This is a genomic window from Arthrobacter sp. Y3223151, from assembly GCF_059091125.1.
Genome location: NZ_JBNHGI010000008.1, coordinates 101,392 through 123,687, shown reverse-complemented (window position 1 = coordinate 123,687; position 22,296 = coordinate 101,392). Strand labels below are relative to the sequence as shown.

Annotated in this window: 18 protein-coding genes and 1 tRNA gene; 4 read left to right on the top strand and 15 right to left on the bottom strand. The window is 66.4% G+C overall.

Going from position 1 to position 22,296, the window contains the following annotated elements:
* Positions 1-29: 29 nt before the first annotated feature.
* From AC5RUP_RS12445 to AC5RUP_RS12430, 4 genes are all read right to left on the bottom strand, one after another.
* Positions 30-1,169 (bottom strand): FUSC family protein, encoded by a 1,140-nt coding sequence (locus tag AC5RUP_RS12445; RefSeq protein WP_494154728.1) that lies wholly within the window; start codon positions 1,167-1,169, stop codon positions 30-32.
* Between the two features lie 32 nt (positions 1,170-1,201).
* Complete coding sequence (locus tag AC5RUP_RS12440; protein ID WP_494158591.1) at positions 1,202-4,504, bottom strand: efflux RND transporter permease subunit; 3,303 nt, start codon at positions 4,502-4,504, stop codon at positions 1,202-1,204.
* 42 nt (positions 4,505-4,546) lie between these two features.
* On the bottom strand, positions 4,547-6,040 hold the full coding sequence (locus tag AC5RUP_RS12435; protein WP_494154449.1) for a malate:quinone oxidoreductase: 1,494 nt from the start codon (positions 6,038-6,040) through the stop codon (positions 4,547-4,549).
* A gap of 203 nt (positions 6,041-6,243) precedes the next feature.
* The gene (locus tag AC5RUP_RS12430) at positions 6,244-7,923 is read right to left on the bottom strand and encodes an ABC transporter substrate-binding protein (protein WP_494131764.1); all 1,680 of its coding nucleotides are present in this window, start codon (positions 7,921-7,923) and stop codon (positions 6,244-6,246) included.
* A gap of 127 nt (positions 7,924-8,050) precedes the next feature.
* Here AC5RUP_RS12430 and AC5RUP_RS12425 point away from each other — a divergent pair, with 127 nt between their 5' ends.
* Both AC5RUP_RS12425 and AC5RUP_RS12420 read left to right on the top strand, forming a co-directional pair.
* The gene (locus AC5RUP_RS12425; RefSeq protein WP_494154450.1) at positions 8,051-9,781 is read left to right on the top strand and encodes an ABC transporter ATP-binding protein; all 1,731 of its coding nucleotides are present in this window, start codon (positions 8,051-8,053) and stop codon (positions 9,779-9,781) included.
* Positions 9,771-10,082: a hypothetical protein gene (locus tag AC5RUP_RS12420; RefSeq protein WP_494091384.1), complete on the top strand. Its 312-nt coding sequence runs from the start codon at positions 9,771-9,773 to the stop codon at positions 10,080-10,082. The genes AC5RUP_RS12425 and AC5RUP_RS12420 overlap by 11 nt, the downstream gene beginning before the upstream one ends.
* Positions 10,083-10,095: 13 nt before the next feature.
* On the opposite strand, the gene AC5RUP_RS12415 is transcribed toward AC5RUP_RS12420, so the two are convergent.
* The 5 genes from AC5RUP_RS12415 to bcp all read right to left on the bottom strand — a co-directional run bounded on the left by AC5RUP_RS12415 (position 10,096) and on the right by bcp (position 14,820).
* Positions 10,096-11,061 (bottom strand): ABC transporter permease, encoded by a 966-nt coding sequence (locus AC5RUP_RS12415; RefSeq protein ID WP_494067128.1) that lies wholly within the window; start codon positions 11,059-11,061, stop codon positions 10,096-10,098.
* Entirely contained in the window at positions 11,062-12,063 is a 1,002-nt protein-coding gene (locus tag AC5RUP_RS12410) for an ABC transporter permease (RefSeq protein ID WP_493979914.1), read from the bottom strand.
* A 148-nt stretch (positions 12,064-12,211) separates the two neighbouring features.
* Positions 12,212-13,903 (bottom strand): ABC transporter substrate-binding protein, encoded by a 1,692-nt coding sequence (locus AC5RUP_RS12405; RefSeq protein WP_494131761.1) that lies wholly within the window; start codon positions 13,901-13,903, stop codon positions 12,212-12,214.
* Between the two features lie 276 nt (positions 13,904-14,179).
* A tRNA-Leu gene (locus tag AC5RUP_RS12400) sits at positions 14,180-14,261 on the bottom strand.
* Positions 14,262-14,346: 85 nt separating this feature from the next.
* A complete protein-coding gene (bcp, locus tag AC5RUP_RS12395; RefSeq protein WP_493979916.1) occupies positions 14,347-14,820 on the bottom strand; it encodes a thioredoxin-dependent thiol peroxidase in 474 nt (157 codons plus the stop codon).
* A gap of 113 nt (positions 14,821-14,933) precedes the next feature.
* On the opposite strand from bcp, the gene AC5RUP_RS12390 reads away from it, so the two are divergent.
* Both AC5RUP_RS12390 and AC5RUP_RS12385 read left to right on the top strand, forming a co-directional pair.
* Entirely contained in the window at positions 14,934-15,392 is a 459-nt protein-coding gene (locus AC5RUP_RS12390; protein ID WP_494111265.1) for a MarR family winged helix-turn-helix transcriptional regulator, read from the top strand.
* Between the two features lie 333 nt (positions 15,393-15,725).
* Positions 15,726-16,166: a hypothetical protein gene (locus AC5RUP_RS12385; RefSeq protein ID WP_494153412.1), complete on the top strand. Its 441-nt coding sequence runs from the start codon at positions 15,726-15,728 to the stop codon at positions 16,164-16,166.
* On the opposite strand, the gene AC5RUP_RS12380 is transcribed toward AC5RUP_RS12385, so the two are convergent.
* The 6 genes from AC5RUP_RS12380 to AC5RUP_RS12355 all read right to left on the bottom strand — a co-directional run bounded on the left by AC5RUP_RS12380 (position 16,141) and on the right by AC5RUP_RS12355 (position 22,251).
* Positions 16,141-16,545 carry a GlcG/HbpS family heme-binding protein gene (locus AC5RUP_RS12380; protein ID WP_494153413.1) on the bottom strand — a complete coding sequence of 135 codons (405 nt, stop codon included), beginning with the start codon at positions 16,543-16,545 and terminating at the stop codon, positions 16,141-16,143. The two genes, AC5RUP_RS12385 and AC5RUP_RS12380, sit on opposite strands and share 26 nt — an antisense overlap.
* A 37-nt stretch (positions 16,546-16,582) precedes the next feature.
* The gene (locus tag AC5RUP_RS12375) at positions 16,583-17,617 is read right to left on the bottom strand and encodes an aldo/keto reductase (protein ID WP_494153414.1); all 1,035 of its coding nucleotides are present in this window, start codon (positions 17,615-17,617) and stop codon (positions 16,583-16,585) included.
* A gap of 132 nt (positions 17,618-17,749) precedes the next feature.
* Positions 17,750-18,523 carry a cysteine hydrolase family protein gene (locus AC5RUP_RS12370; RefSeq protein WP_494131757.1) on the bottom strand — a complete coding sequence of 258 codons (774 nt, stop codon included), beginning with the start codon at positions 18,521-18,523 and terminating at the stop codon, positions 17,750-17,752.
* A gap of 11 nt (positions 18,524-18,534) precedes the next feature.
* On the bottom strand, positions 18,535-19,326 hold the full coding sequence (locus tag AC5RUP_RS12365; protein WP_494153415.1) for a gluconate 2-dehydrogenase subunit 3 family protein: 792 nt from the start codon (positions 19,324-19,326) through the stop codon (positions 18,535-18,537).
* A 47-nt stretch (positions 19,327-19,373) separates the two neighbouring features.
* Positions 19,374-21,029 carry a GMC family oxidoreductase gene (locus AC5RUP_RS12360; protein WP_494131755.1) on the bottom strand — a complete coding sequence of 552 codons (1,656 nt, stop codon included), beginning with the start codon at positions 21,027-21,029 and terminating at the stop codon, positions 19,374-19,376.
* 37 nt (positions 21,030-21,066) lie between these two features.
* Positions 21,067-22,251 (bottom strand): sugar ABC transporter substrate-binding protein, encoded by a 1,185-nt coding sequence (locus AC5RUP_RS12355; RefSeq protein ID WP_494131754.1) that lies wholly within the window; start codon positions 22,249-22,251, stop codon positions 21,067-21,069.
* Positions 22,252-22,296: the final 45 nt, after the last annotated feature.

Below are 22,296 nucleotides of genomic sequence, written 5' to 3'. Positions count from 1 at the left end.
GCGTTGTCGGTTCGGTCACCGTGCCGCGGTTACCGGGCCTGGCCGCCCGAGGGGTCCTTCACGTGCCGGCCCAGCGCGGCCAGGATGCGTTCCAGGCTGACCGCCACGGATCCCGCCGCCGTCGCGGGGGACTCCGAAGTCACCGAGCCCGCGACTACCCCGGTGAGGCGGTGCTGTGCATCGCGCGCGGCCTTCAGTTTGTCCGGCAGGTCCTCCGCGGTCATGCTCCTGATTGCCTCGGCCGTGGCGTCCAGGGCGTTAGCCATCGGTGCCAGCACGGGGTCCGGAAGATGCAGGGTCTCGTCCCAAATCACGGCGCTGAGCACCTCGGTCATGTCCTGGGTATGGAAGGCGGCACGCTCCAGCGTGCGCAAATCCCGCCAATCGGTGTCCAGATCCCGGTCGTGGAACTTGCGCCGCGGATTGGCCTTGCGGCTTCGGTCGGCGGCCTGCACGGCCTGCCGCACCTGGTTGCCCAGGCGGGTGATGCTCTCGCCGTTCGTGGCCCAATCCTTGTGTTCCGGCGGCCAGTTCTCCCGTAGCGCCTCGGCCATGTCCTCCAGCTGCCGGGCGAGGTCGGACTGCAGCTGCTGCAGGCTGCGTCCCACCGCGCTGAAATTCAACGGCGGGAAGAGCAGGAAGTTCACCGCGATGCCGACGGCCACCCCCACCGCCATCTGCACCGCATAGCCGAGCGAGTAGTCGCCCGCATTGGACCCGCCCACCAGCAGGACGAACAGCGCGGCCATGGGAACCCATTCCCTGCCGGCCCCGAGCCGCGGCAGCCCCGCGACCAGCACGCCCAGGAACACCAGCAGGCCCACGGTGACGAAGTGCGGGCCGACCGTCAGGAGCAGGAGCATGGCCAGGCCGATGCCCAGCAGCAGCCCGGCCAGCGTCTCCACGGAGGTCTTGACGGAGTCGGCGACGGTGGAATACATGCTGATCAGCGCGCCCAGCGGCGCGTAGTAGGGGTACTGGTCCACTTCGCCGGGCAGCCGCAGGGCGATGAACCAGGCGATGGCGCACGCCAACGCGGTCTTGAACGCCAGCTGGACCCGGCGCCACCCGCCCATCTGCTGGCCGTATTTGCGCAGCGGGGCGGGGAGCCGGTCGGTGAGCCGGTCCAGGCGGCCCGGCCCGGCGGGCATTGTTTCCGGTTCTGGCATGTAAAGCACCTCCAGGTTCCGGGTTAGCCGGATCAGCGTCCGGCCGGAACCAGTTCTGCCTCGAGTGTATTGCGCTGGTGTTCCCGGCGCTCGCGCCGGCCTTCGACCAGCCGGTACAGCACCGGCACCAGCACCAGCGTCAGCGCGGTGGAGGACACCAGGCCGCCGATTACCACCACGGCCAGCGGCTGCGAGATGAAACCGCCCTCGCCGGTCAGTCCCAGCGCCATCGGCGTGAGCGCGAAGACCGTGGCGAGCGCCGTCATCAAGATGGGCCGCAGCCGGCGCCGCGCCCCGTGGGTGATCGCGTCCGCCACGTTCATGCCGGGCCGGCCGTCGTGCGGGCGCCGGTACTGGTTGATCAGGTCGATCAGCACGATCGCATTCGTCACCACGATGCCCACCAGCATCAGCATGCCGATCAGCGACGGCAGCCCCAGCGGAATCCGCGTGATGACCAGCAGCCCGATGGCCCCCGTGGCCGCGAACGGAATGGAGACCAGCAGGATCAGCGGCTGCACCAAAGACTTGAACGTCGCCACCATGATCACGTAGACAATGGCGACGGCGGCCAGCAGCGCCCAGCCCAACTGTTCGAAGGACTCGGCCTGCTGCGTGGCCGCGCCGCCCAATTCCGCCGTCACCCCGGCCGGCAGCTCGGTGCCGTCCAGGGCGGCCGCCACCTCGCCGCTGAGCGCCCCCAGGTTCTCTCCCTCCGGGGTCACGGAGACGACGGCGGTGCGTTCGCCGCCGCTGGCGCTGATCGACGTCGGCACGTCGGTTTCCTCCACCGTGGCCAGGTCCGTCAGCGGCACCGGCCCGGCCGCCGTGGGCACCTCGACGCCGCGCAGCTCCTCGACGCTGGAGAAGTCGCTGCCTTCCCCGATCAGCACCGGGAAGTCGGTGGTGCCGATCCGCACGGTGCCGCCGGGCAGCGGGCTGATCGTGGATGCCAGCAGGCCCGCGACCTGCTCCTCGTCCAGCCCGGCGGCCACGGCCTTGGCCCGGTCCACGGACACCTGGACCACCGGCTCGGCCGCCGAGAGGTTGCTGGAGACCTCTGCGGCCCCCGGCACCTCCCGCAGCAGCTCCACCAGCCGGTCGGAGGCGTCCCTCAGCTCCTGGGGCCCGTTCGCGGAGATCTCCACGTCCACGGTGCTGGAGGTGCCGAAGCCCCCGCCCTGGGTGCCGAGCGTGAATGTCGCCTCGCCGGGCAGCTTTTCGACGGCGGAGCGGACCCGGTCGCGCAGCGCCGCCTGGTCGATGCCTTCCTCGGTGATGACGGTGTACTGGGCCACCGAAGCACCCGCGGAGAGGAACGTCCCCAGGCCGCCGCCGGCGTTGCCCATGGTGACCTGGACCGCCTCGATCCCGTCCATCCCGGCCAGCAGCTCCTCGACCGGGGCGGCCGCCTCGTCGGTGGTCTCAAGGCTGGTCCCGGCCGGCATCTCCTGGCGCAGGCTGAAGCTGTTCTGTCCGCTGTCGCCGAGCAGGTTGGTCTGCAGCAGCGGCACCATGGCGGCGGTGCCGGCCAGCACCAGCAGGGCGGCCACGGTGGTGATCACCGGGTGCCGCTGCGTGCGGGCGAGCACCGGCAGGTAGCCGCGCTGCAGCAGCGAGCGGCGTTCCTTTTCGGAGGCCGCCGCACGCACTGCGGACGTGTCGGGGTGTCGCTCCGCCGCGGGGGATTTCACGAACCAGTAGGCCAGCACCGGCACGATGGTCAGCGACACCGCCAGGGACGCGAGCAGGGCCAGCGCGGTGGTGATGGCGAACGGCCGGAACAGCTCGCCGGCCAGGTTCCCGACGAACGCGATCGGCAGGAACACCGCAACGGTCGTCAGGGTGGATGCGGTGATGGCGCCGGCGACCTCCCGGACCGCCGCCAGGATGGCGTCGCCCTTGGGCTCGCCGTAGTTCAGGTGCCGTTTGATGTTCTCGACCACCACGATCGAGTCGTCCACGACGCGCCCGATGGCGATGGTCAGCGCGCCGAGGGTGAGGATGTTCAGCGAGTAGCCCAGCGCATTGAGGCCGATGAACGTGGCCAGCAGCGACAGTGGGATGGAGATCGCCGTGATCAGGGTGGAGCGCACGGAGAGCAGGAAGACCAGGATGATCAGCACCGCGAAGCCCAGTCCCAGCAGGCCCTCGGTGGTCAGGTCCTTGATGGACGTCTCGATGAACGGGGCCTGGTCGAAGACCGTGGTGATCTGCGCGCCGTCGCCCAGTTCGGCCTCCAGCTCGGACAGCAGCTCCCCGATGGCGTGGGAGATGGCCACCGTGTCGCCCTCCGGCGTTTTGGTGACGGCCAGGGCCAGCGTGAGCTCGCCGTTGGTCCGGGTGATGGAGGTCTGCTCGTCGTCGGCAATCTCGACGTCGGCCACCTCGCCGATGGTGGCCGGGTCGGCCGACGCGGGGTCCGGCACCTGGCCGGGCTGGTCCGGGGCGGGCACGGTGTCGGGCACGGGCACTTGGCCCGGCTCGGTCCCGCTGCCCGGCGGGGCGGGCTGGCCCTCGCCGGGGAACTGCCCGGGTGCCCGCCCCGCCTCCGGTGCGGAGGGCGCGGAGGGCCGCTCCGCCGTCGTCGTTTCGGCGGGGGAGAGCGGCAGGTTTTCGATGGCCGCCAGGCTGTCCAGCGGGCTGCCGATCTGCACGGAGAGGCTCTGGCCGTCCTGCTGCACGGCACCCGCGGGGACCAGGCCGCCGCTGTTGGCCAGGCTGTCCACGATGGCGGAAACGCCGACGCCGGCCTCCGCCATGGCATCGTCGTCCGGCACGATGGCGATGTGCCGGCCGGGGCCGCCGGAGACTTCGGCACCGCGCACTCCGGGGATGTTCTGCAGCCGGGGCACCGTGAGCCGGTTCAGCTCGGCGCTTAGCTCGCTCAGCGTCAGGTCGGAGGAGACCGCCATGAAGACGATCGGGAAGTCATCGATGCTGCCGGCCAGCGACAGCGGCGAGACGTCGTCGGGCAGTTGCTGGCGGACGTTGGAGATGGCACGGTCCACCTGGCTGCGCGCCCGGTCCAGGTTGGTGCCGTAGACGAACGTGAGGTTGACGGTGGAGAACCCGTTGCGCGACACCGCCGAGGAGGACTCGAGGCCCTCGACGGCGGTGAGCGCGCGTTCGAGCGGTTCGCTGACCTGCTTGTCCACTACCTCCGGCGACGCGCCCGGCATGGAACTGACAACCGTGATCCGCGGGAACTCGAGCGAGGGGATGAGTTCCTGCTTCAGCGAACCCATGGTGATCACGCCGAAGACGGCCACGAAGACCGTAATCAGCGCGATCAACGCACGATTCGCCAGGGACAGCGTTGCCAGCTTGTGCATGGCTTGAAGCTTAGTTCAGCGGTCGTACGGTGCGGACGGGGATCATGCCAGTTCGAGTACCCGGTCGGTGTCGGCGGTGATTTCGGCCAGCAGCGAGGGGTTCTCGTTCAGGTTCACGCCGTAGCCGGGGATCATGTCCTTCAGCTTGGATTCCCAGCTCTTGAACTCCAGCGGGAAGCAGCGTTCCAGCAGGCTGATCATGATCGGCGCTGCGGTGGACGCGCCGGGGGAGGCGCCGAGCAGGGCGGAGATGCTGCCGTCGGCGGACGCGATGACCTCGGTGCCGAACTGCAGGGCGCCGCCCCGCTTCGGGTCCTTCTTGATCACCTGGACACGCTGGCCGGCGGTGATCAGCTCCCACTGGTCGCCGGCAACCTCCGGGTGGAAGGCGCGCAGGGCCTCGTTCTTGCCTTCGCGGGTCTTGAGCACCTCGGTGACCAGGTACTTGACCAGGCCGAAGTTGTCCTTGGCCACGGCCAGCATGGGGACCAGGTTGCCCGGCCGCACGGACGTGGGCAGGTCCAGCAGCGAGCCGGTCTTGAGGAACTTCGGCGAGAAGCCGCCGTACGGGCCGAAGAGCAGGGAGCGCTTGCCGTTGACGAAGCGGGTGTCCAGGTGGGGCACCGACATGGGCGGGGCGCCCACGGAGGCCTGGCCGTAGACCTTGGCGTTGTGGGCGTTGATGACGGTCTCGTCGGTGCAGCGGAGGAACTGTCCGGACACCGGGAAACCGCCGTAGCCCTTGGACTCGGGGATGCCCGAGCGCTGCAGCAGGTGCAGGGCGCCGCCGCCGGCGCCGATGAACACGAAGCGGGCGTTGACCTTGGTTTTTTCGCCGGTGGCGTTGTTCCTGATCTCCAGGGTCCAGCGGCCGTCGGTGTTGCGGGAGACGTCCAGCACGCGGTGGCCGTAGTTCAGTTCCACGCCATGGGCGGTCAGGTAGCCCGCGAGCTTCCGGGTCAGGGAGCCGAAGTCCACGTCGGTGCCGCCGGCGACGCGGGATGCGGCCACGCGCTGCTGCGGATCGCGGCCTTGCATGATCAGCGGCGCCCACTCGTTGATGGCGGCGTGGTCTTCGGAGAACTCGATCTGCTCGAACAGCGGTTCCTGCTTCAGCGCTTCGTGGCGGCGCTTGAGGTAGTCCGCATGGTCATCGCCCCAGACAAAGCTCATGTGCGGCAGCGGGTTGACGAATTCCCGGGGCGACGAGATGTGGCCCTCGCGGATCATGTGCGACCAGAACTGGCGGGAGACGTTGAACTTCTCGTTGATGCCCACGGCCTTGGCGGTGGGAACCGAACCGTCCGCCGAGGCGGGCGTGTAGTTCAGCTCACAGAGCGCGGCGTGGCCGGTGCCGGCGTTGTTCCAGGGGTCCGAGGCTTCCAGGCCGACTTCGTCCAGGTTCTCGAACAGGCTGATGCTCCAGTCCGGCTGCAGCTGCTTGATGAAGGAGCCGAGGGTGGTGCTCATGATGCCGCCGCCAATCAGCGCGACGTCGACGTTCTTGGATGATCCCGAGGGAATGTTTGCAGTCAACTTCAATCTCCAATAGCAGCTGTGCCAGCAGTTAGAAGCCTAGCGCCCTGCGCCAGCGAGACTAAAATCTGCCGTCATCGATGTGACCCAACAGACAGACGCGGCGGGACCGGCCGCGTTACAATTTTCCCCCGGCCGCGGCCCGTCACCCGCGCACAGCGCGCCGCCACGCGGGCCCTGCGCCACCGGGCGCCGTCGCCCCGTCAATCCTGCCCCAGCTCGATCTTGTTGTAGACCTCGTCGAGCATCGGGCTGGCCGGGTAGCTCACCACCCGGGGCCCCATGGCCAGGGCGGAGATGGGGAACGCCAGCGGCACCGCGGGGACCGCCCGCGCCAGCTGCTCGTTGATGCTGTGGTAGGCCTGCACGCGGTCTTCGCCCTCGGGGAGGGTCTTGGCACGGGCTATCTTGCTGCGGATCTGCGCGCTGTCGTAGCCGAACTCCATCGACTTGCTGCCGAAGAGCGGCCCCACAAAGTTGTCCGGGTCGCGGTAGCTGCCGCTCATGCCGGACAGGTGGAGGGCATGGCCGGTGGAGCCCTGGATCGTGTCGAGGTAGCCCTCGTCCCAGGGGATCGGCACCGGCTTGATATTGATTCCGACGGCGGTGAGCTGGCGGCTCAGCTCCGCGTACACCTTTTCGGGGGTCGGCAGGTAGGCCCGCGTGACGCCCAGCGGATAGTAGAAGGTGAGTTCGGCGCCGTCGTACCGGGCGTCGGCCAGCAGTTCGCGCGAACGCTCCGGGTTGTACGCGTAGTAGGGGATGGTCTCATTGGTCACGCCCAGGCTGCGCGGGATGAACTGCATGGCCTCCTTGGTGCCCTGCAGGAAGAAGCTGTCGATCAGCGCCTGCCTGTCGATCGCGTGGGCGATGGCCTGGCGCATGGTGATGTCATCCAGCCCGTCGGCCGCCTGGTTCATGCCGAGGTAGACCACGGAGAACGGGTCACGCTGCAACACCTGCATGCCGGCCCGCGCCAGGTCGGCGTAAGTGGCCGGGGTGACCAGGTCGTAGCCGTCAATGTCCCCGGCTTCCAAGGCGCGCAACCGCGTCATCGGATGCGGGAGCGCCTTGAACACCACGGTGCGCACGTCGCCGGCGGCACCCCAGTAGCCCGGGTAAGCGGAGAGCACCACGCGGTCCCGCTCCCAGTTGGCAAACGTGAACGGGCCGGTCCCCACCGGGGCCTGGCCGTAGCGGGATACTTTATGGCCGCCGCGTTCCTCCGTCAGCCGGTCGGCCGCCCCGGCCTTCAGCGCCGCCGGCGAGGAGATGGCGAAGGCCGGCATGGCCAGCGATGCGACCAGGCCGGTGAACCGGCGGGTCAGGTTCAGCTGCACTTCCAGCGGGCCCACCACCTCGCAGCTGTGGTAGAGCGATTCGGCCTCGTCCTCTGCGAACGCGCCGAAGACCGACCGGAAGGCCAGCCCGCCTTCCACCGGCCGGGCGCCGCCGGGGAGCCGGTACCAGCGTTCGAAATTGGCGCGGACCGCTTCGGCGTCGAACGCCGTGCCGTCATGGAAGGTGACACCCGGGCGCAACCGGAAGCGGTAGGAGCGGCCGTCGTCCGCCTCGGTCCATTCGGAGGCCAGCCGCGGAGCCGGAACCCCGGTCGCCGGGTCCACCCCGACGAGTGTTTCGAGGACCTGCCGCGTCACCCGGTAGGACTCGGTATCCAGGGCCAGCGCCGGATCAAGGGTCACCGGGGCGGCGGCAATGCCCATGGTGAAGGTGGTGTCCGCGGGCGAGGCCGTCGGCGGCTCGCTGGCCGGGGCGGTTGACGGGGCGGGCCTGCCCGGTTCCGGGGTGCAGCCGGTGAGCAACACAGCCGCCGCCGCTGCGCCTGCCTTCAGCACGGTGCGGCGCGCGGTGGGTGGTGTCACGCTTCAGGCTCCTCGGGGCAGGCGGGGATGATCCCCAAGTCTAATCGACTCCCGGTATGGACCCCGCGCAGCGAATTCCCGATGAGAGATAGGCCACATCCGCACGTGTTTGGGGCAGGATGGGACCATGACCGAACATGCCGACGACGCGGCCCTGCTCGAGGTACGGGACCTGGCCGTTGCTTTCCGCACCACCTACGGGCAAGTCTCCGCGGTCGAGGGCGCCTCACTGCGCCTGGAACCGGGCAAGACACTGGCGATTGTGGGCGAATCCGGTTCCGGGAAGTCCACCACGGCGATGGCCGTGATTGGGCTGCTGCCGGACAACGGACGCGTGACCGCCGGGAGCATCCGCTTTGACGGCCAGGAGCTCGTGGGGCTGTCGGAGCATCGGATGCGCACCATCCGGGGCCGCCAGATCGGCCTGGTCCCGCAGGACCCGATGTCCAACCTGAATCCGGTCACCAGGATCGGCTCGCAGGTGGCGGAGACCCTGCTGGTTCACGGCATGGCGACCAGGCGGGACGTGGACCGGAAGGTCGTGGAGGTCCTGGAGGCTGCCGGACTGCCCAACGCCAGGGAACGCGCCAAGCAGTATCCGCATGAGTTTTCCGGCGGGATGCGCCAGCGCGCCCTGATCGCCATCGGCCTGGCCTGCCAGCCGCGGCTGCTGATCGCCGACGAGCCGACGTCGGCGCTGGATGTCACGGTCCAGCGCACCATCCTGGACCAGATCGAGTCGATGACCCATGAATTGGGGACGGCGGTGCTGCTCATCACCCACGACCTGGGGCTGGCGGCCGAACGGGCGTCGGAGCTGGTGGTGATGCACCGCGGCAAGGTGGTGGAGACCGGGCCGGCACGGCAGCTGCTGGAGGATCCGCAGCACCCCTACACCCGGGCGCTGGTGAAGGCGGCGCCCAGCGTCGCCGCGGTGCGCCTGATGCCGGGGGCGTTCACCGGCAACGCGGCCGTGCGGGCCGAACGGGCGGAGAAGGTCTTTCAGGAGCATGTCACCGAGGCTCCCGCGGCCGCCGAGGCGCAGAAGACGGACAACATCGTGGAACTGCGCGACCTGACCAAGGTGTACAAGATCCGCGGCCAGGCCGAAGACTTTTACGCGGCGAAGAACGTGACGCTCGATATCCCGCGCGGACACACCGTCGCCATCGTCGGCGAGTCGGGCTCCGGCAAGACCACCACCGCCCGCATGCTGCTCAAGCTGATCGAACCGACCAGCGGCACCATGACCTTCGACGGAATGGATGTGGCCAACCTGACCAAGGCGCAGTTGCGGGACTTCCGCCAGCGGGTCCAGCCGGTGTTCCAGGATCCGTATTCGTCCCTGAATCCGATGTTCACCATCGAGCGGATTGTCGAGGAGCCGCTGTCCACCTACAAGCGCGGCAGCGCGAGGGAACGCTCGGTCCGCGTGCGCGAGCTGATGGACGAGGTCGCGCTGCCGCAGAACATGCTGCGGCGCTACCCGTCCGAACTCTCCGGCGGCCAGCGCCAGCGCGTGGCGATTGCCCGCGCCCTGGCCCTGAAGCCCGAACTGATCATCTGCGACGAGCCCGTCTCCGCGCTGGATGTGCTGGTGCAGGCGCAGATCCTGAAGCTGCTGGGCGACCTGCAGGCGGAGCTGGGCCTGAGCTACCTCTTCATCTCCCATGACCTGGCCGTGGTGCGGCTGATCTCCGACTATGTCTGCGTGATGAAGGACGGCGAACTGGTGGAGGCAGCCAGCTCGGAGCAAGTGTTCACCAACCCGCGGCACCCCTACACGCGGCGCCTGCTGGCGTCCATACCGGGCAACGAACTGGACATTCAGGCGGAGGATCCGGAGATTGCGTCCTGAGGACACCGGGCCCGGGGCCGCCCCGGAGCCCGACGACCACCGGCCGGAAGGCTTCGGCTTCCGGACCGGAGTGCGCAGCGCCGCGGTGGCCATCGGCTTCGCGGTCTTCGTGCTGGTGATCGGCACGGTGCTGCTGGCGGTCGGCGCCGTCATCTTCATCGGCGAGGGCAGGTGGGGCGCCCTCTGGTGGCTGGCGGCGCTGGAAGTGCTGTTCATCGCCGGCTTCGCCGCCATGATGCACATGGCGCGCCAGCGACGGCGGCACGACGGCGGGGCCCCGCCGGCCACCCTGGCCGGCTGACCCGCACCTGCCGCTACTTGGCCCGGGTCTTGGGGTCCAGCGCTTCCCGCAGGGATTCGCCCAGCAGCGTGAAGCCCAGCGCGGTGACGGCGATGCACAGGCCGGGCAGGAACGCCAGCTGCGGCGCGATGCCCAGTTCGGCCTGCGCGTAGGTGAGCATGCGGCCCCACTCGGCGGTCTGCGGGCGCCCGCCGCCCAGGCCAAGGAAGGAGAGCGCGGCGGCGTCGATGACGGCGGTGGCCAGCGTCAGCGTGGCCTGCACGATGACCGGTCCCACGCTGTTGGGCAGCTGGTGGTTCATGATGATGGTGCCCCGGCTCAGGCCCAGCGTCTGCGCCGCCAGCATGTAGTCCGCGCTGCGCTGCGAAATCATCGACGACCGCAGCAGCCGCGCGAAGATCGGCAGCTGGGCCACGCCGATGGCGATCATCACCGCGTACGCCCCCTGCCCCAGGATGGCCGCGATGGACACCGCCAGCAGCAGGTTCGGCACCGAGAGCAGGATGTCGACGCCGCGCATGATCACGCTGTCGATCCAGCCGCCGAAGCCGCCGGCGAGGATGCCCAGCAGCATGCCCCCGGCCAGCCCCATCGCGGTCGAGACGACGCCGATCAGCAGCGAGGCCTGCGCGCCCCAGATGAGTTTGCTCAACAGGTCCCCGCCGAAACGGTCCAGTCCGAGGGGAAAGCCTTCCACCTCGCCGAAGCCCGGAATGTGGGTGGGGGTGATGTACGTGCGGCCGGGGAGGTCCTGGCCGCCGTAGGGTGCCAGCACCGGAGCCAGCACGGCGGTCAGCACGAACAGGCCCACGATGACGGCGCCGGCGATGGCCTGCGGATTCCGGCGGAGCCGGCGGAACGCGTCCTTCCACAGGCTGGTGCCGCCGGGTCCGACGCTGGCGGGAGCGCCGGGTGCGCCCGGTGGCTCGGGGGTGGTCCGGAGGTCGCCGCCCGACTGCGGCGGAAGTGTTGTGCTCATTTAGACACGCACCCTCGGGTCGATGATGCTGTAGGACACGTCCACGACCAGGTTGATCAGCGAATACAGCACGGCGATGAAGATGATGAATCCCTGCAGGACGGGGTAGTCCAGGTTGAAGATCGCGTCGCGCAGGAACCGCCCGATGCCGTTGAAGGCGAACACCGTCTCGGTCAGCACGGCCCCGGAAATCAGCAGCCCCAGCTGCAGGCCGATGGTGGTGGTCACCGGCAGCATCGCGTTGCGCAGGATGAACCGGTTGCGGATGGTCTTCTGCAGCAGCCCCTTGGCGCGGGCGGTGCGCACGTAGTCGGCATTCTGCACCTCCAGGACGGAGGCCCGGGTGATGCGCACGATGATGGCCAGCGGGATGGTGCCCAGCGCGATCCCGGGCAGCGCAAGGTGCAGCAGCGCATCCCAGGCGGCATCCCATTCGCGGGTGAGCAGACCGTCGAGCACATAGAAGTCGGTGACGTGCGTGGCGTTGATCCTGGGGTTCTGCCGGCCGTCGGTAGGGAACCAGGGCAGCTGGATGGCGAACAGCCACTTGAGGATGAAGGCCAGGAAGAAGACCGGCACGGTGATCCCCACCAGCGACAGCACGACGGAGGAGTGGTCCGGCCATTTGCCGTAGTACCTGGCGGCCTGGTAGCCCAGCGGGATGCCGATGCCGACGGCGATGATGAGGGCGACGATCGTCAGCTCGACCGTCGCCGGGAAGCGGGTGGCGAACTCCGTCAGCACGGGCCGGCCGGTGAGGATCGAGGTGCCGAAATCGCCCTGGAGCAGCTTGCCCATGTAGACGAAGTACTGCTCGATCAGCGGCCGGTCGAAGCCGTAGAGCTCGTTGATCCGCGCCACCGCCTCGGGCGTGGCACGGTCGCCGAGCAGCGCCGTGGCGGGCCCGCCTGGCAGGCTGCGGACCCATAGGAACAGCAGCAGGGAAAGCCCGAAGAGCGTCGGGATGAGCAGCGCGATGCGCTTGATAATGACTCTGAGCACAGCGTCCTTCCGGATCCCGGTCCCGGCGTCGCGCCGGATGCGGTGGAAATTGCCTCTTCGGCAGCAGGCCCGGCGCCGCCCGCGCTATTCGGGCCGGGGCGGGCCTGCCTGCCGGGGTCCGCGGTGTGCGGACCCCGGCAGGACGGGGCTACTCGCTGAGCTCGATGGCGTTGAACACCTCGTCGTTCACCGGGCTGGCCGGATAGGAGGTCACCCGCGGGGCGAAGGCGAGCGACGGTGCCGGATGCGCCAGCGGGATCGCCGGGACGTACTGCGCAATGTCCTCGTTGATCTCCTCGTACAGCGGCGTCGCCTCCTCGATGCTGCTGGTTTCGCGTGCCTTGGACAGCTTGTCGAACAGCTCCTTGTTGTTGAAGCCGAACTCCGGCTTCTCCTGGCCGAAGAAGACCCCGACGAAGTTGTCGGTGTCGTTGTAGTCGCCGGTCCAGCCGAGCAGGTGGATGTCGTGGTCGGCGCTGGCCTGGATGCGGTCCAGGTAGTCCGGGGACCACTTGTCCGGCTGGGCCTCGATGGTGATGCCGACCTCTTCGAGCTGGGCGCTCAAGTTGGTAAACACCTGTTCCGGCGTCGGCATGTACGGCCGGGACACCCCGGTCGGGTAGTTGAACATCAGCTCCAGGCCGTCGCCGTAGCCGGCCTCTTCGAGCAGCGCCCGCGCCTTCTCCGGGTCGTACTCGTAGGTGGTGACGTCGTCGTTGTAGCCGTTGACCGTGTCCGGAACGAACTGCGTGGCGACCTTGGTGCCCTCGGGCAGCGTCTGGCGGACCAGCGCGTCCTTGTCGATGGCGTGGGCGATCGCCTGCCGGACCTTGAGGTCCTTCAGCGCCTCCTGCTCCTGGTTCATGCCCAGATACAGGATGGTGAACGGATCGCGCGCGATGACGTTGAAACCGGCGTCGGCCAGCGACTGCGTGTCGGCCGGCGCCACCAGGTCGTAGCCGTCGATGTCCCCGGCCTCCAGCGCCTGCCGGCGGGCATTGGGGTCTTCGATAATGCGGAAGATGATCTCCTGGACCTGGCCCTGTTCGCCCCAGTAGCCGTCGAATGCGGAAAGCTGCAGGGACTCGCCGACCGACCAGCTGTCGAACTTGAACGGGCCGGTGCCGACCGGGTGGCCCATGGCATATTCGCTCAGCTCCGGAGCCTCCTCCGAGCCCCCGACGTCGTCGGCGTTAAACTCCTCCAGGGCCGTGGGGCTCTGCATTGCGAAAGCCGGCAGCGACAGCGCCGGGATGAAACCGGCGAAGGGCTGGGCCAGGTTGACGGTCACCTCGGTGTCACTGACCGCCTCGCAGGAGTCGTAGACGGCGGTCTCGGGGGAATCCGAGTATCCGCGGAACAGCGAGCCGTAGTAGTAACTCACCGACTGGGACTGCTGGATCCCCTCGAAGTTGTACCAGCGGTCGAAGTTGAAGCAGACGGCGTCGGCGTTGAAGTCGGTGTCGTCGTGGAACTTCACGCCCTCCTTGAGCTGGAAGGTGTAGGAGAGCCCGTCGTCGGACATCTCCCAGGATTCCGCCAGCAGCGGTTCAGGGTCGGGCGTTCCTTCCTTGACGCCGACCAGACCCTCGAAGATCTGGCGGCTGACGCGGAAGGACTCGCCGTCGCTGGCGAAGGCCGGGTCCAGCGACTTGGGATCCGACGACGCGGCGAACACGAACGTCGGATTGACTCCCTCTGTCTCGCCCTGCGCTCCGCCGCCGCGCTCGCTTTCGGCACAGCCGGACAGGACGAGTGCGCCGGCGGCCAGGCCGGCAACAACCGCTCCGGCGCGCCGGCCGCTTCGCTGGCCTCCGGAAAAGATGTCAGCAAATGACATGGACTGCTCCTCGGGGACGTGAGGTGTGACGCCGACTTTGTGTACGGCAGCCGGCGGAGGCGCGGTGGCGCGTCCGCTTGATGAGAGCTTAGTCACATGTCTGATCGAAAGCATCGGTTTCAGGTTCGGCGGTTGGCCAAAACCATCACAATTTGGTGACAGTCCCGCGCGGGATGGCGCGACGACGGGGACGGAAGCCTCGGAGGACCGGGACCCGGAGCCCGCCGTGGAACGGCAGGAGCCCCGCAACTGACGCTGCGGGGCTCCTGTTGATCGTGCGCAAGGCGGGACTTGAACCCGCACGTCCGAAGACACTGGAACCTAAATCCAGCGCGTCTACCAATTCCGCCACTCGCGCATTCGTTCCGGGCCTGCCGGAACAGGAATCAGTCTACCGGCACGGCGGCACTCGTTTGGCGGGGTCTTATGCCTCCGGCGGACGCCTAATTGTCCAGGCCGAGGTCGCGGCGCAGCTTGGCCACGTGGCCGGTGGCCCGGACGTTGTACTGGGCGAGCGTCACCTTGCCCTCGGGATCCACCACGATCGTGGAACGGATCAGGCCCTCGTAGACCTTGCCGTAGTTCTTCTTTTCGCCCCAGGCCGCATACGCCTCGGCCACGGCATGGTCTTCGTCGGAGAGCAACGGGAAGTTCAGCTCTTCCTTCTCCGCGAACTTCACCAGCTTCGGCAGCGGATCGGGGGAGACTCCCAGCACCGCGTATCCGGCCCCCTTCAGCGAGTCGAGGCTGTCGCGGAAGTCGCAGGCCTGCTTCGTGCAGCCCGGCGTCGAAGCTGCGGGATAGAAGTAAACCACAACGTTTTGGCCACGATAATCGGCCAGCGAGACGGTGTTGCCCGCCGAGTCCTGCAGTGTGAATTCCGGCGCGATGTCGCCTGTCGACAGTCGTTCGGCCATGGGGCAGCTCCTTAGCGATCCGGGGTTTCACACCAGCATAGCCAAGACAGCCCTCTGGCTGTTCGGACTCCGTACGTATACTTGAAGGCATGCCGGATTTGAAGAATTGGCCGATGCCACGGTTGCTCTCCACCGCCGCCCGGCTCGTCGAGCACGAATGGAACGACAAACTCGCTGGCCTGGGCCTGACCCACGCCGGCGTCATTGCGCTTGAGGTGCTGGCCGCCGAGGGCGAAATGACGCAGGCGCAGCTGGCGACCCGCGTCCGGGTGCAGGCGCAGACCATGGGCAAGACCCTGGGCAGGCTGGAAGTCCACGGGCACATCATCCGTGCCCGCAGCGACGTGGATCGCCGTCGGCAGATCGTGCAGATCACCGACGAGGGCAAGCGGGCCCTCAAGCATGCCGCCGAACTGGAGCGGCTGCTCAGCAGCGGCAGCGGCGACCAGATGGATGAGCTCAAGGAGCGGCTGACGGTGATCATCCGCAGGCTGGGCAACAGCCGCTTCGGCATCGGCTCGGTCGAGACGATCGACATCGCCGAGATCGACGGCTACGAGGACGGCGACTGACCCGCCGGCGTCCCGGTCGGTCTACGCCAGCGGTCGCTCCACCACCGGCCGCCCAAGCGAGTGCAACCGCCCGGAAACCATCGAAGGTATGGCCCGCGCCGCAGCGCGGAACTCGGTGGCGCGGTGTTGCCGGCCGTCGTCGATCATATGGATCCCGAGCAGGTTGCCGGACTGATCCGTTGTACTGCCAGACCGGTGTCTCCCATTCGATTTGTCGTCGATGTCGCGGAAATTGCAATTGGGGTAGAGGATCCGCAGGAACTAGCCGAAGGCTGACGCTACTAGCTGCACAGGAACCTGCTCGTGCGCGGCCTAAATGATCCGAAACCCCGGATGGCTGCTCTCGAAACTCCGGCAGAATCGGCCGACACTTTGACCGGCGACGCGAAGAAGATATTCGGCGTCAAGGCAGACAGCACGCGGCTGGTCGTCAAGGACGACGACTGCGCGTTCTATGCCGCAATACCGAGCGATCCCAACCAAGGTGATACGTGTGTGGCCGTGAAGAACCTGACAGCCGACACAGCTGCTGCCAGCTGTGGTGGCGTCCCCGGTGTGGAGCGGGGCGCCGCTGGCGTAAAGCGAAGCTGGTTGTCGATGACTACGGCGCCAGCAAGGAACTGGCTGAAGGCTGGCGCCGGCTGCACAAAACCTGCCGGTGTATCCCCTGATCAGCTGACGCCGCGGCATTGTATTTGTCCGGTGGTCGGCCGACGCGGTTATCCGGCAGAGGAGAGTCGCAGCGGGTTTAGGGAATGGTGCGGGGTGAAGTAAGAGCGGCCTTGAGGATATGAATGTCTTGTTCAGTGGTTCCTCCCGAGATCCCGACACCGACTCTTTCGCCTCGTTGGAGCTGTACAGGTGCTCCACCGCCGAAGGCGATGAGTTGGCTGCCCGAGTTCACGGCCAGGCCGTAAAGGGGCTGCCCTGGTTGTACTTGCGACGTGAGTTCTTCTGTTTCCACGTTAAACGAGGCGGCGGTGTAGGCCTTGCGGAAGGCCATGTCCAAAGAGTGGAGGGGTGCGCCGTCCATGCGATGGAGAAGCACCGGGTTGCCGTGGATGTCAACGACACTGACGACGATGCGGATTGCCAGTTGTTCGGCTGCTTCTTCGGCGATGGCGGCGATCTTGATGACTTCCTGCAGCATCATGGGGGGCCTTCCTGGATTTGCTGATCCTTAGTTGTCCTTATTGGGAGGTTCCGGGTGTGGGAGAGGCGGAGCTAATGAGTTGCTGGTGCTTCAGTTCCTGCCACACCTCGACGGGGATCCGCTGACTCAGCCATTGGTAGTTCTGCTCTTGTTGAATGATGGTGCGGGCGCCGAGGCAGACGTTGGTGACGGCAGGGTGGGCGGCGCCAAATTGCAATGCCACCGCCCCCAGAGGCACTCCGTGGCGGTCGGCTACCTCTTGGTAAGGTCGGATCTCGTTGAGGGTTTCAAGCGTTGCCGGAGCATAGTCCTTGCGGGCTCCGGGTTTAGGGCCGGTGGCTAGGATGCCCGATCCAAAGATTCTGCCGTTGATGACGGCGATCCCGCGTCGCAGGCAGAGTGGGAGAAGCTCGTCCTGCGCCTCGGTGTTCAGTAAGTTGTAAGTACCGGCGATCAGAATGCAGTCAATGTCGGCTGCTTCTGCCGCTGCCATGCAGACATCGACCTCGTTGACGCCTATTCCCACGGCCCGCACTACCTTTTGGTCCCGCAGGGAAAACAAGGCTTTGAACGCACCGTTTAGGGCTTCCTGAAATCGGCGGGGTTGGTCGGCGCCGTGAGTCCAACGGTCCGTGTCGTGAACCAGGAGCACGTCGAAGTAATCCGTCCCCATTCGCTGCATGCTGTCTTCGACCTGGCGCATCACACCGTCGTAGGAGTAGTCGTATTCGATGCGGAACGGCGGGGTGTTGCACCAGGGGGCGGTACTGAAGGTCCCCGGGCTTGCGGGTTTTAGGGTTCGCCCGACTTTTGTGGCCAAGACGAACGTTTCTCTGTCCTCATCGGTGAGGACATCGGCCAGCCGATATTCGGCAAGGCCATGGCCGTACATGGGTGCAGTATCGAAGAACCGGACGCCCGCGTCCCAGGCATGACGTACCAGTGCCCGGGCATCCTCTGTAGGTATGGGGGTACGCATGTTTCCAAGCGCCACTGAACCGAATCCGGCAAGTGTGCAAGACCAGTGGAGCCGCCCGAACCTGCGCCATTGCGTGGGAGCGTACGGTGCCATGGGTGTCTTCCTCAAGGTGGATCAACGTGCTGGGTGCCCGGGGAGGTGGTGCCGCGTCGTTGGTCGTGGGGAACCTCTACCGGTTCCTTCGGCGGCGCATTCATAACGGTCCCACCTCCCCTGTACCGCGGTTTAGCGGGCTGAGGCGTCTGCACTTACTGAGGCTTCCTGTCCCGCCGCCCGGGATGAGCGTTCGACGAGGGCAGCGAATTCATCGCTGGACATCACGTCCGCGTACTGAGCCTGGATGTTGCGCAGGGATTCCCAGTACTGTCCGTATCCTTCAGGGGTTTCGTGGTCGAACTCCGGGTTGCGGCCATGGGTATTGAGGGGAATGGCCGTGCCGGAATCGGCCACGACTATCACCTTGTATCCCCGGTCGAAACCGTCGCGGGCCGTGGTCGGTACGCAGTTGGCGGTCGAGGAGCCGACGATCACGAGGTACTCGGCGCCGTCCTGCTGGAGGTATTCGTTGAAGGCCGTTCCGTAGAAGCTGCTGTTGCGGTGCTTCTGGAAGACGGGTTCGCCCTTTTGAGGCTCGAATCCTTCGCAGAGTGCGCCGTTCCACGTTCCGTGGTTGAAGGGCGAATCGGGCTCCCTCCAGGACGGGTACTTCAGCCCCCAGATGCCGATGTCGTAACCCTCGGGGTGCATGCCCCACATGGACCAGACGACTTTGATTCCTTTTTCCCGGGCGAGTTCGATCATTCTCTTGGCCGGCCCGAGGGATTCCTGCCCCGAGGGCGCTCCACCAACACTCTGGATGTAGTCTGCGCCCTCCGGGTCGAGGCAGAGATTCTGGATGTCGAGCGCGTGGACCACGGTCTTGCTCAGATCGATGGTCTCGGGGATGAAGGTGTAGGAACGGTCGACGTACTTGTTGAGCTTGTCTTCGTAGGCGGTCATTGTCTTTCCCCTTACTTACTGGATTCCTCTGTACGGTCCGATGCCGAAGCCGTGTCGGCGGCTTGGCTGCCGGCGGCGTCTTCGCCACCTTCAGTCACGTTTTGTTCCGAGCCGTGTTTGAAGCCCGGGATCAGTTCTTCCCAGTCAAATTCCTGGACGAAGTACTTGGCCGTGCTGTAGGTGCCGTCCATGGTGTCGCGCAGGTTTTGCGGCCCGTCGAAACCGAGCATCTTCCAACCCATCTGGTCTTTGTTTCCGCCGTAGACCGGGTCAGCGTAGAAACCTTGGCGGACATGCAGGCACAGCGTGTCGAAAAAACTCTTGTCTTCATCGGTGTTTCCCTGGAGCCGCGAGTAGTACACCTCCATGGAGGTCAGCGAGAGCGGCACCGGTTTGGGAGCGCCGCTGACCTGTTCGAGCACCTGGTCCTGGACGTCGGCGGTCGCGTCCTTGAAGGACTCTGCCCGCAACTCGCGCGACCGTCGGTCGAGTTCACGAACCCCTTCGCGGTAGAGCCGCTGCAGGTCGGTGATGCGTGCCCGGGCAGAGCGCGCTTCTTGACCTGCCAGGGCCAGGAAGCCGGAACCGTCCGCTGCCGCGTAGAGGTAGTCGATGCCTGAGAGGTAACGGTCGATGAAGACGATTACCCTCGCCTCACGTGCCCCGGGATCATGGTCGGTGGGCATCACCCGCGCCGCGGCGGCTTCGATGGTCTCCCACTCGTGATCGGTGAAGAACAGTTTTTCGTCCGAGTCCGGGTCTATGCGGAGGGGGACGATTTCCCAGTCGGCTTTCGAAACCATCTTGTCTTCCTTTCTGCCATTCTCTAACCGGCGGTGAGGTTCAGCCGCTAGCTGCGGCCCTTGAGGTAGGTGCCGGCGATGTAGTCCGCGCAGCGCCAGGAGTGGGCCATGATCGTGAGGGTGGGGTTGACGCCCATGGCGGTGGGGAAGCCCGCGCCGTCGACCACGAAGAGGTTGTCCACCGAGTGGGCCTGGCCCCATCCGTTCAGTACCGACTTGCCCGGGTCGGTTCCCATCCGGACAGTGCCCTGCTGGTGGCAGGCATTGCCGGTGAATTCGTCTCCCAGGTAGACGGGCGTGGTTTTCGTTGCTCCGGCCGCCTGGAGGATTTCCACGTTCTTGTCGATCTGCCACTTGCTCATGGCGATGTCGTTGGCGTGGGGCTTGTTCGTGATCCGCGCTACCGGCAGCCCCCAGGCGTCCTTGACGTTGGGGTCGAGGTCGACCCGGTTGGTCTCCTGGGGCATGTCCTGCAGGATGAAGCCGATCTTCATCGAGTAGTCGAAGTAATTCCGGTCGGCGTCCTTCATGGCCTGCCCCCAGGTCGGGCGGCCGGGCATGATCGCGTTGATCGCCTGGCCGATCTGAGTGGTGGCGATGATGCCGCCGCCGATGTGGCCCCTGCTTTCGTCCGTCTCGTAGAAGTGCGTGGAACCGCCGCTTTGGTAGTTTCCCGTCCAGCCGCGCAACGGTTCCTCGATGTCCTTGTCGAACAGTCCGACCGCGAAGATGTATTCGTGGAAGGTGGCGTTCTTGCCGACGAGGCCGGAATCGTTCGCGAGCCCTTCGGGGAACCGGTTCGATGCGGACAGCAGCATGAGCCGCGACGACTCGATGGCGCCGAGCGCCAAGACAACGACGGCGGCATCCTGTTCGACCTCATGGCCTTCGGGGTCGATGTAGACGACGCCGGTGGCACGGCCGTCCCTGCCCAGTTTGACTTCCCTGACGTAGCTGTCGGCCCGTACCTCCAGGTTGCCGGTGGCGAGGGCTTCGGGAATGTACGTCGTCGCCACGCTGGAACGGGTTTGGGTGGGGTCGCCGTATTGGTTCCAGAAACTGGTCCGGTTCACCGCAGCCCGGCCCAGGGCGTTGCCTTCGGTCAGGTGCGACATGGGCAACGGGAAGGAATTGATGCCCAGTTTGTTGGAGCCTTCATAGAATTTCATGCCGAACCTGGTCGGCGGCAACGGGCCGCTGGGGTACGGCTTGCTGCGGAAGCCTTCCCCCCGGTCCGCGCCGGTCAGGCCCGAGATGCCGTAGCTCCACTCAACCTTGGTCAGGTACGGTTCCAGGTCCTCATACCGGTACGGCCAGTCGGCCAGGCTAGCGCCTTCCAGATCCCCGTGGAGGGAGTGGAAGATGAAGTCCGACTCCCGTGGCCTGGGCATCCAACCGGCCATGTGGCTCGTTCCGCCGCCGACGTTCGAGGGCACGGGGGAGAAATTAAAGATCCGGGCTTCGGAGTTTTCGTCCTGGCGCACCGTCCTGGGCATCAGCTTCACATCCGGCCACAGGTAGCTGCGGTTCTGGAACTTCAACTCGTCGCCCGAGTAATGCTCCTCCGGCCGTAGCCACGGTCCCTTGTCGAATCCGACGACTCTGTAGCCGGCTTCACTGAGAACCTTGACGGCCGGTCCACCGCCCGCTCCGAGTCCGACGACGACGACGTCCACCGGGTCCATTTTTCGATTGCTGCTCACGGTAGAACCTCTCAGTTCGGTGGTTGGTGCGAAAGGTTTAGTAGCTTCCCTGGCCCTGCTGGCTCTCCTGCAGGACGGACTGGTGCCATTCGACGTTCGCGGCGTCGACGACATCGGTCGGGATGCGGACGAACTGGTTGACTTCCATGCCCAAGACCTCGTGAGCGAAGAGGGTTTCGATCATGCTGTGCCCCATCTCGACGCTGTTCACGTCGACGGTGGCGGTGAGCTTACCGGCCTTGATGGAGTCCATTCCCGAAATCAGGCCGTCAGCACCGATGGTGATGATGCCGTCCTGCCCGTCCCAATGCTTGAGGCCGCGTGCATCGATGGCCTGGGACGCGCCGAGCGCCATGTCTTCGTTTTCGCCGTAGATCGCGTTCACATCGGGGTTTTTGGTCAGCAGGTCTTGCGCGGCCCTGAGGCCTTTGTCCCGCACGTAGCCGCCGTCGGCCTGTCCGACGATTTCGATACCGGGGTACTCGGAGATGGCTTTCTTGAAGCCCTGCTGGCGCAGCTTGGTCCAGTCGGATCCGGAGGGACCCATGATCTGGATGACCTTGCCTTCGCCCTTGAGCTGGTCGCCGATGTATTTTCCAGCGATGTAGCCCGACTGCCAGCGGTCGTCATAGCCGATGTTCGACACGGTGTTGAGGCCACCGGTGGGGTCCTCGGCCTGGGAAGGATTAGCCAGCTCTTCCGTGGAATTGAACTGGTAGAAGTCGACGCCTTCTTCCTGCCCGCGGCCGTACAGCTCCTGCATGGTGGCGGCGTTGGCGGCCGAGCAGACGAAGACCGCGTCGAAGTCGCGCGCTATATACCCCTGCACGATGCCAAGGGTTTCAGTGCCTGAATGGGCGTCGTTGAGGGCACCCTGGCGCTCCCAGGTCCATTTCACACCAAACCGGTCCTCGTATTCCTTCATCTTGTTGAAGGCAGCTTTTTCGACCTGGGTGTAGAACTCGGAGAGGATCGGGGGAGCAAAGCCGACTTTGATTTCCCGGCCGTCCACCAATTCGCGGATGGCGGCATCGGCGGCCGAGTCCGGGTTGACCGCGGCACCGGCGCCTCCGCCGCCGCCTCCACCGGTGCCGGCCGGCGTCTCGACCGTGGTGCAGCCGGTGAGGATGAGGGCTGCCGTGACTGCTCCGGAAGCGAGGGCGCTGCGGGTCCGGGCGTACCGACGGCGGCCTGTCGGCCGGGTGGTGTCAGTTGTGGACATTGTCTTGCCTTTCATTTTTTGGTGGTCCCCGCAGCAACGGGGAGA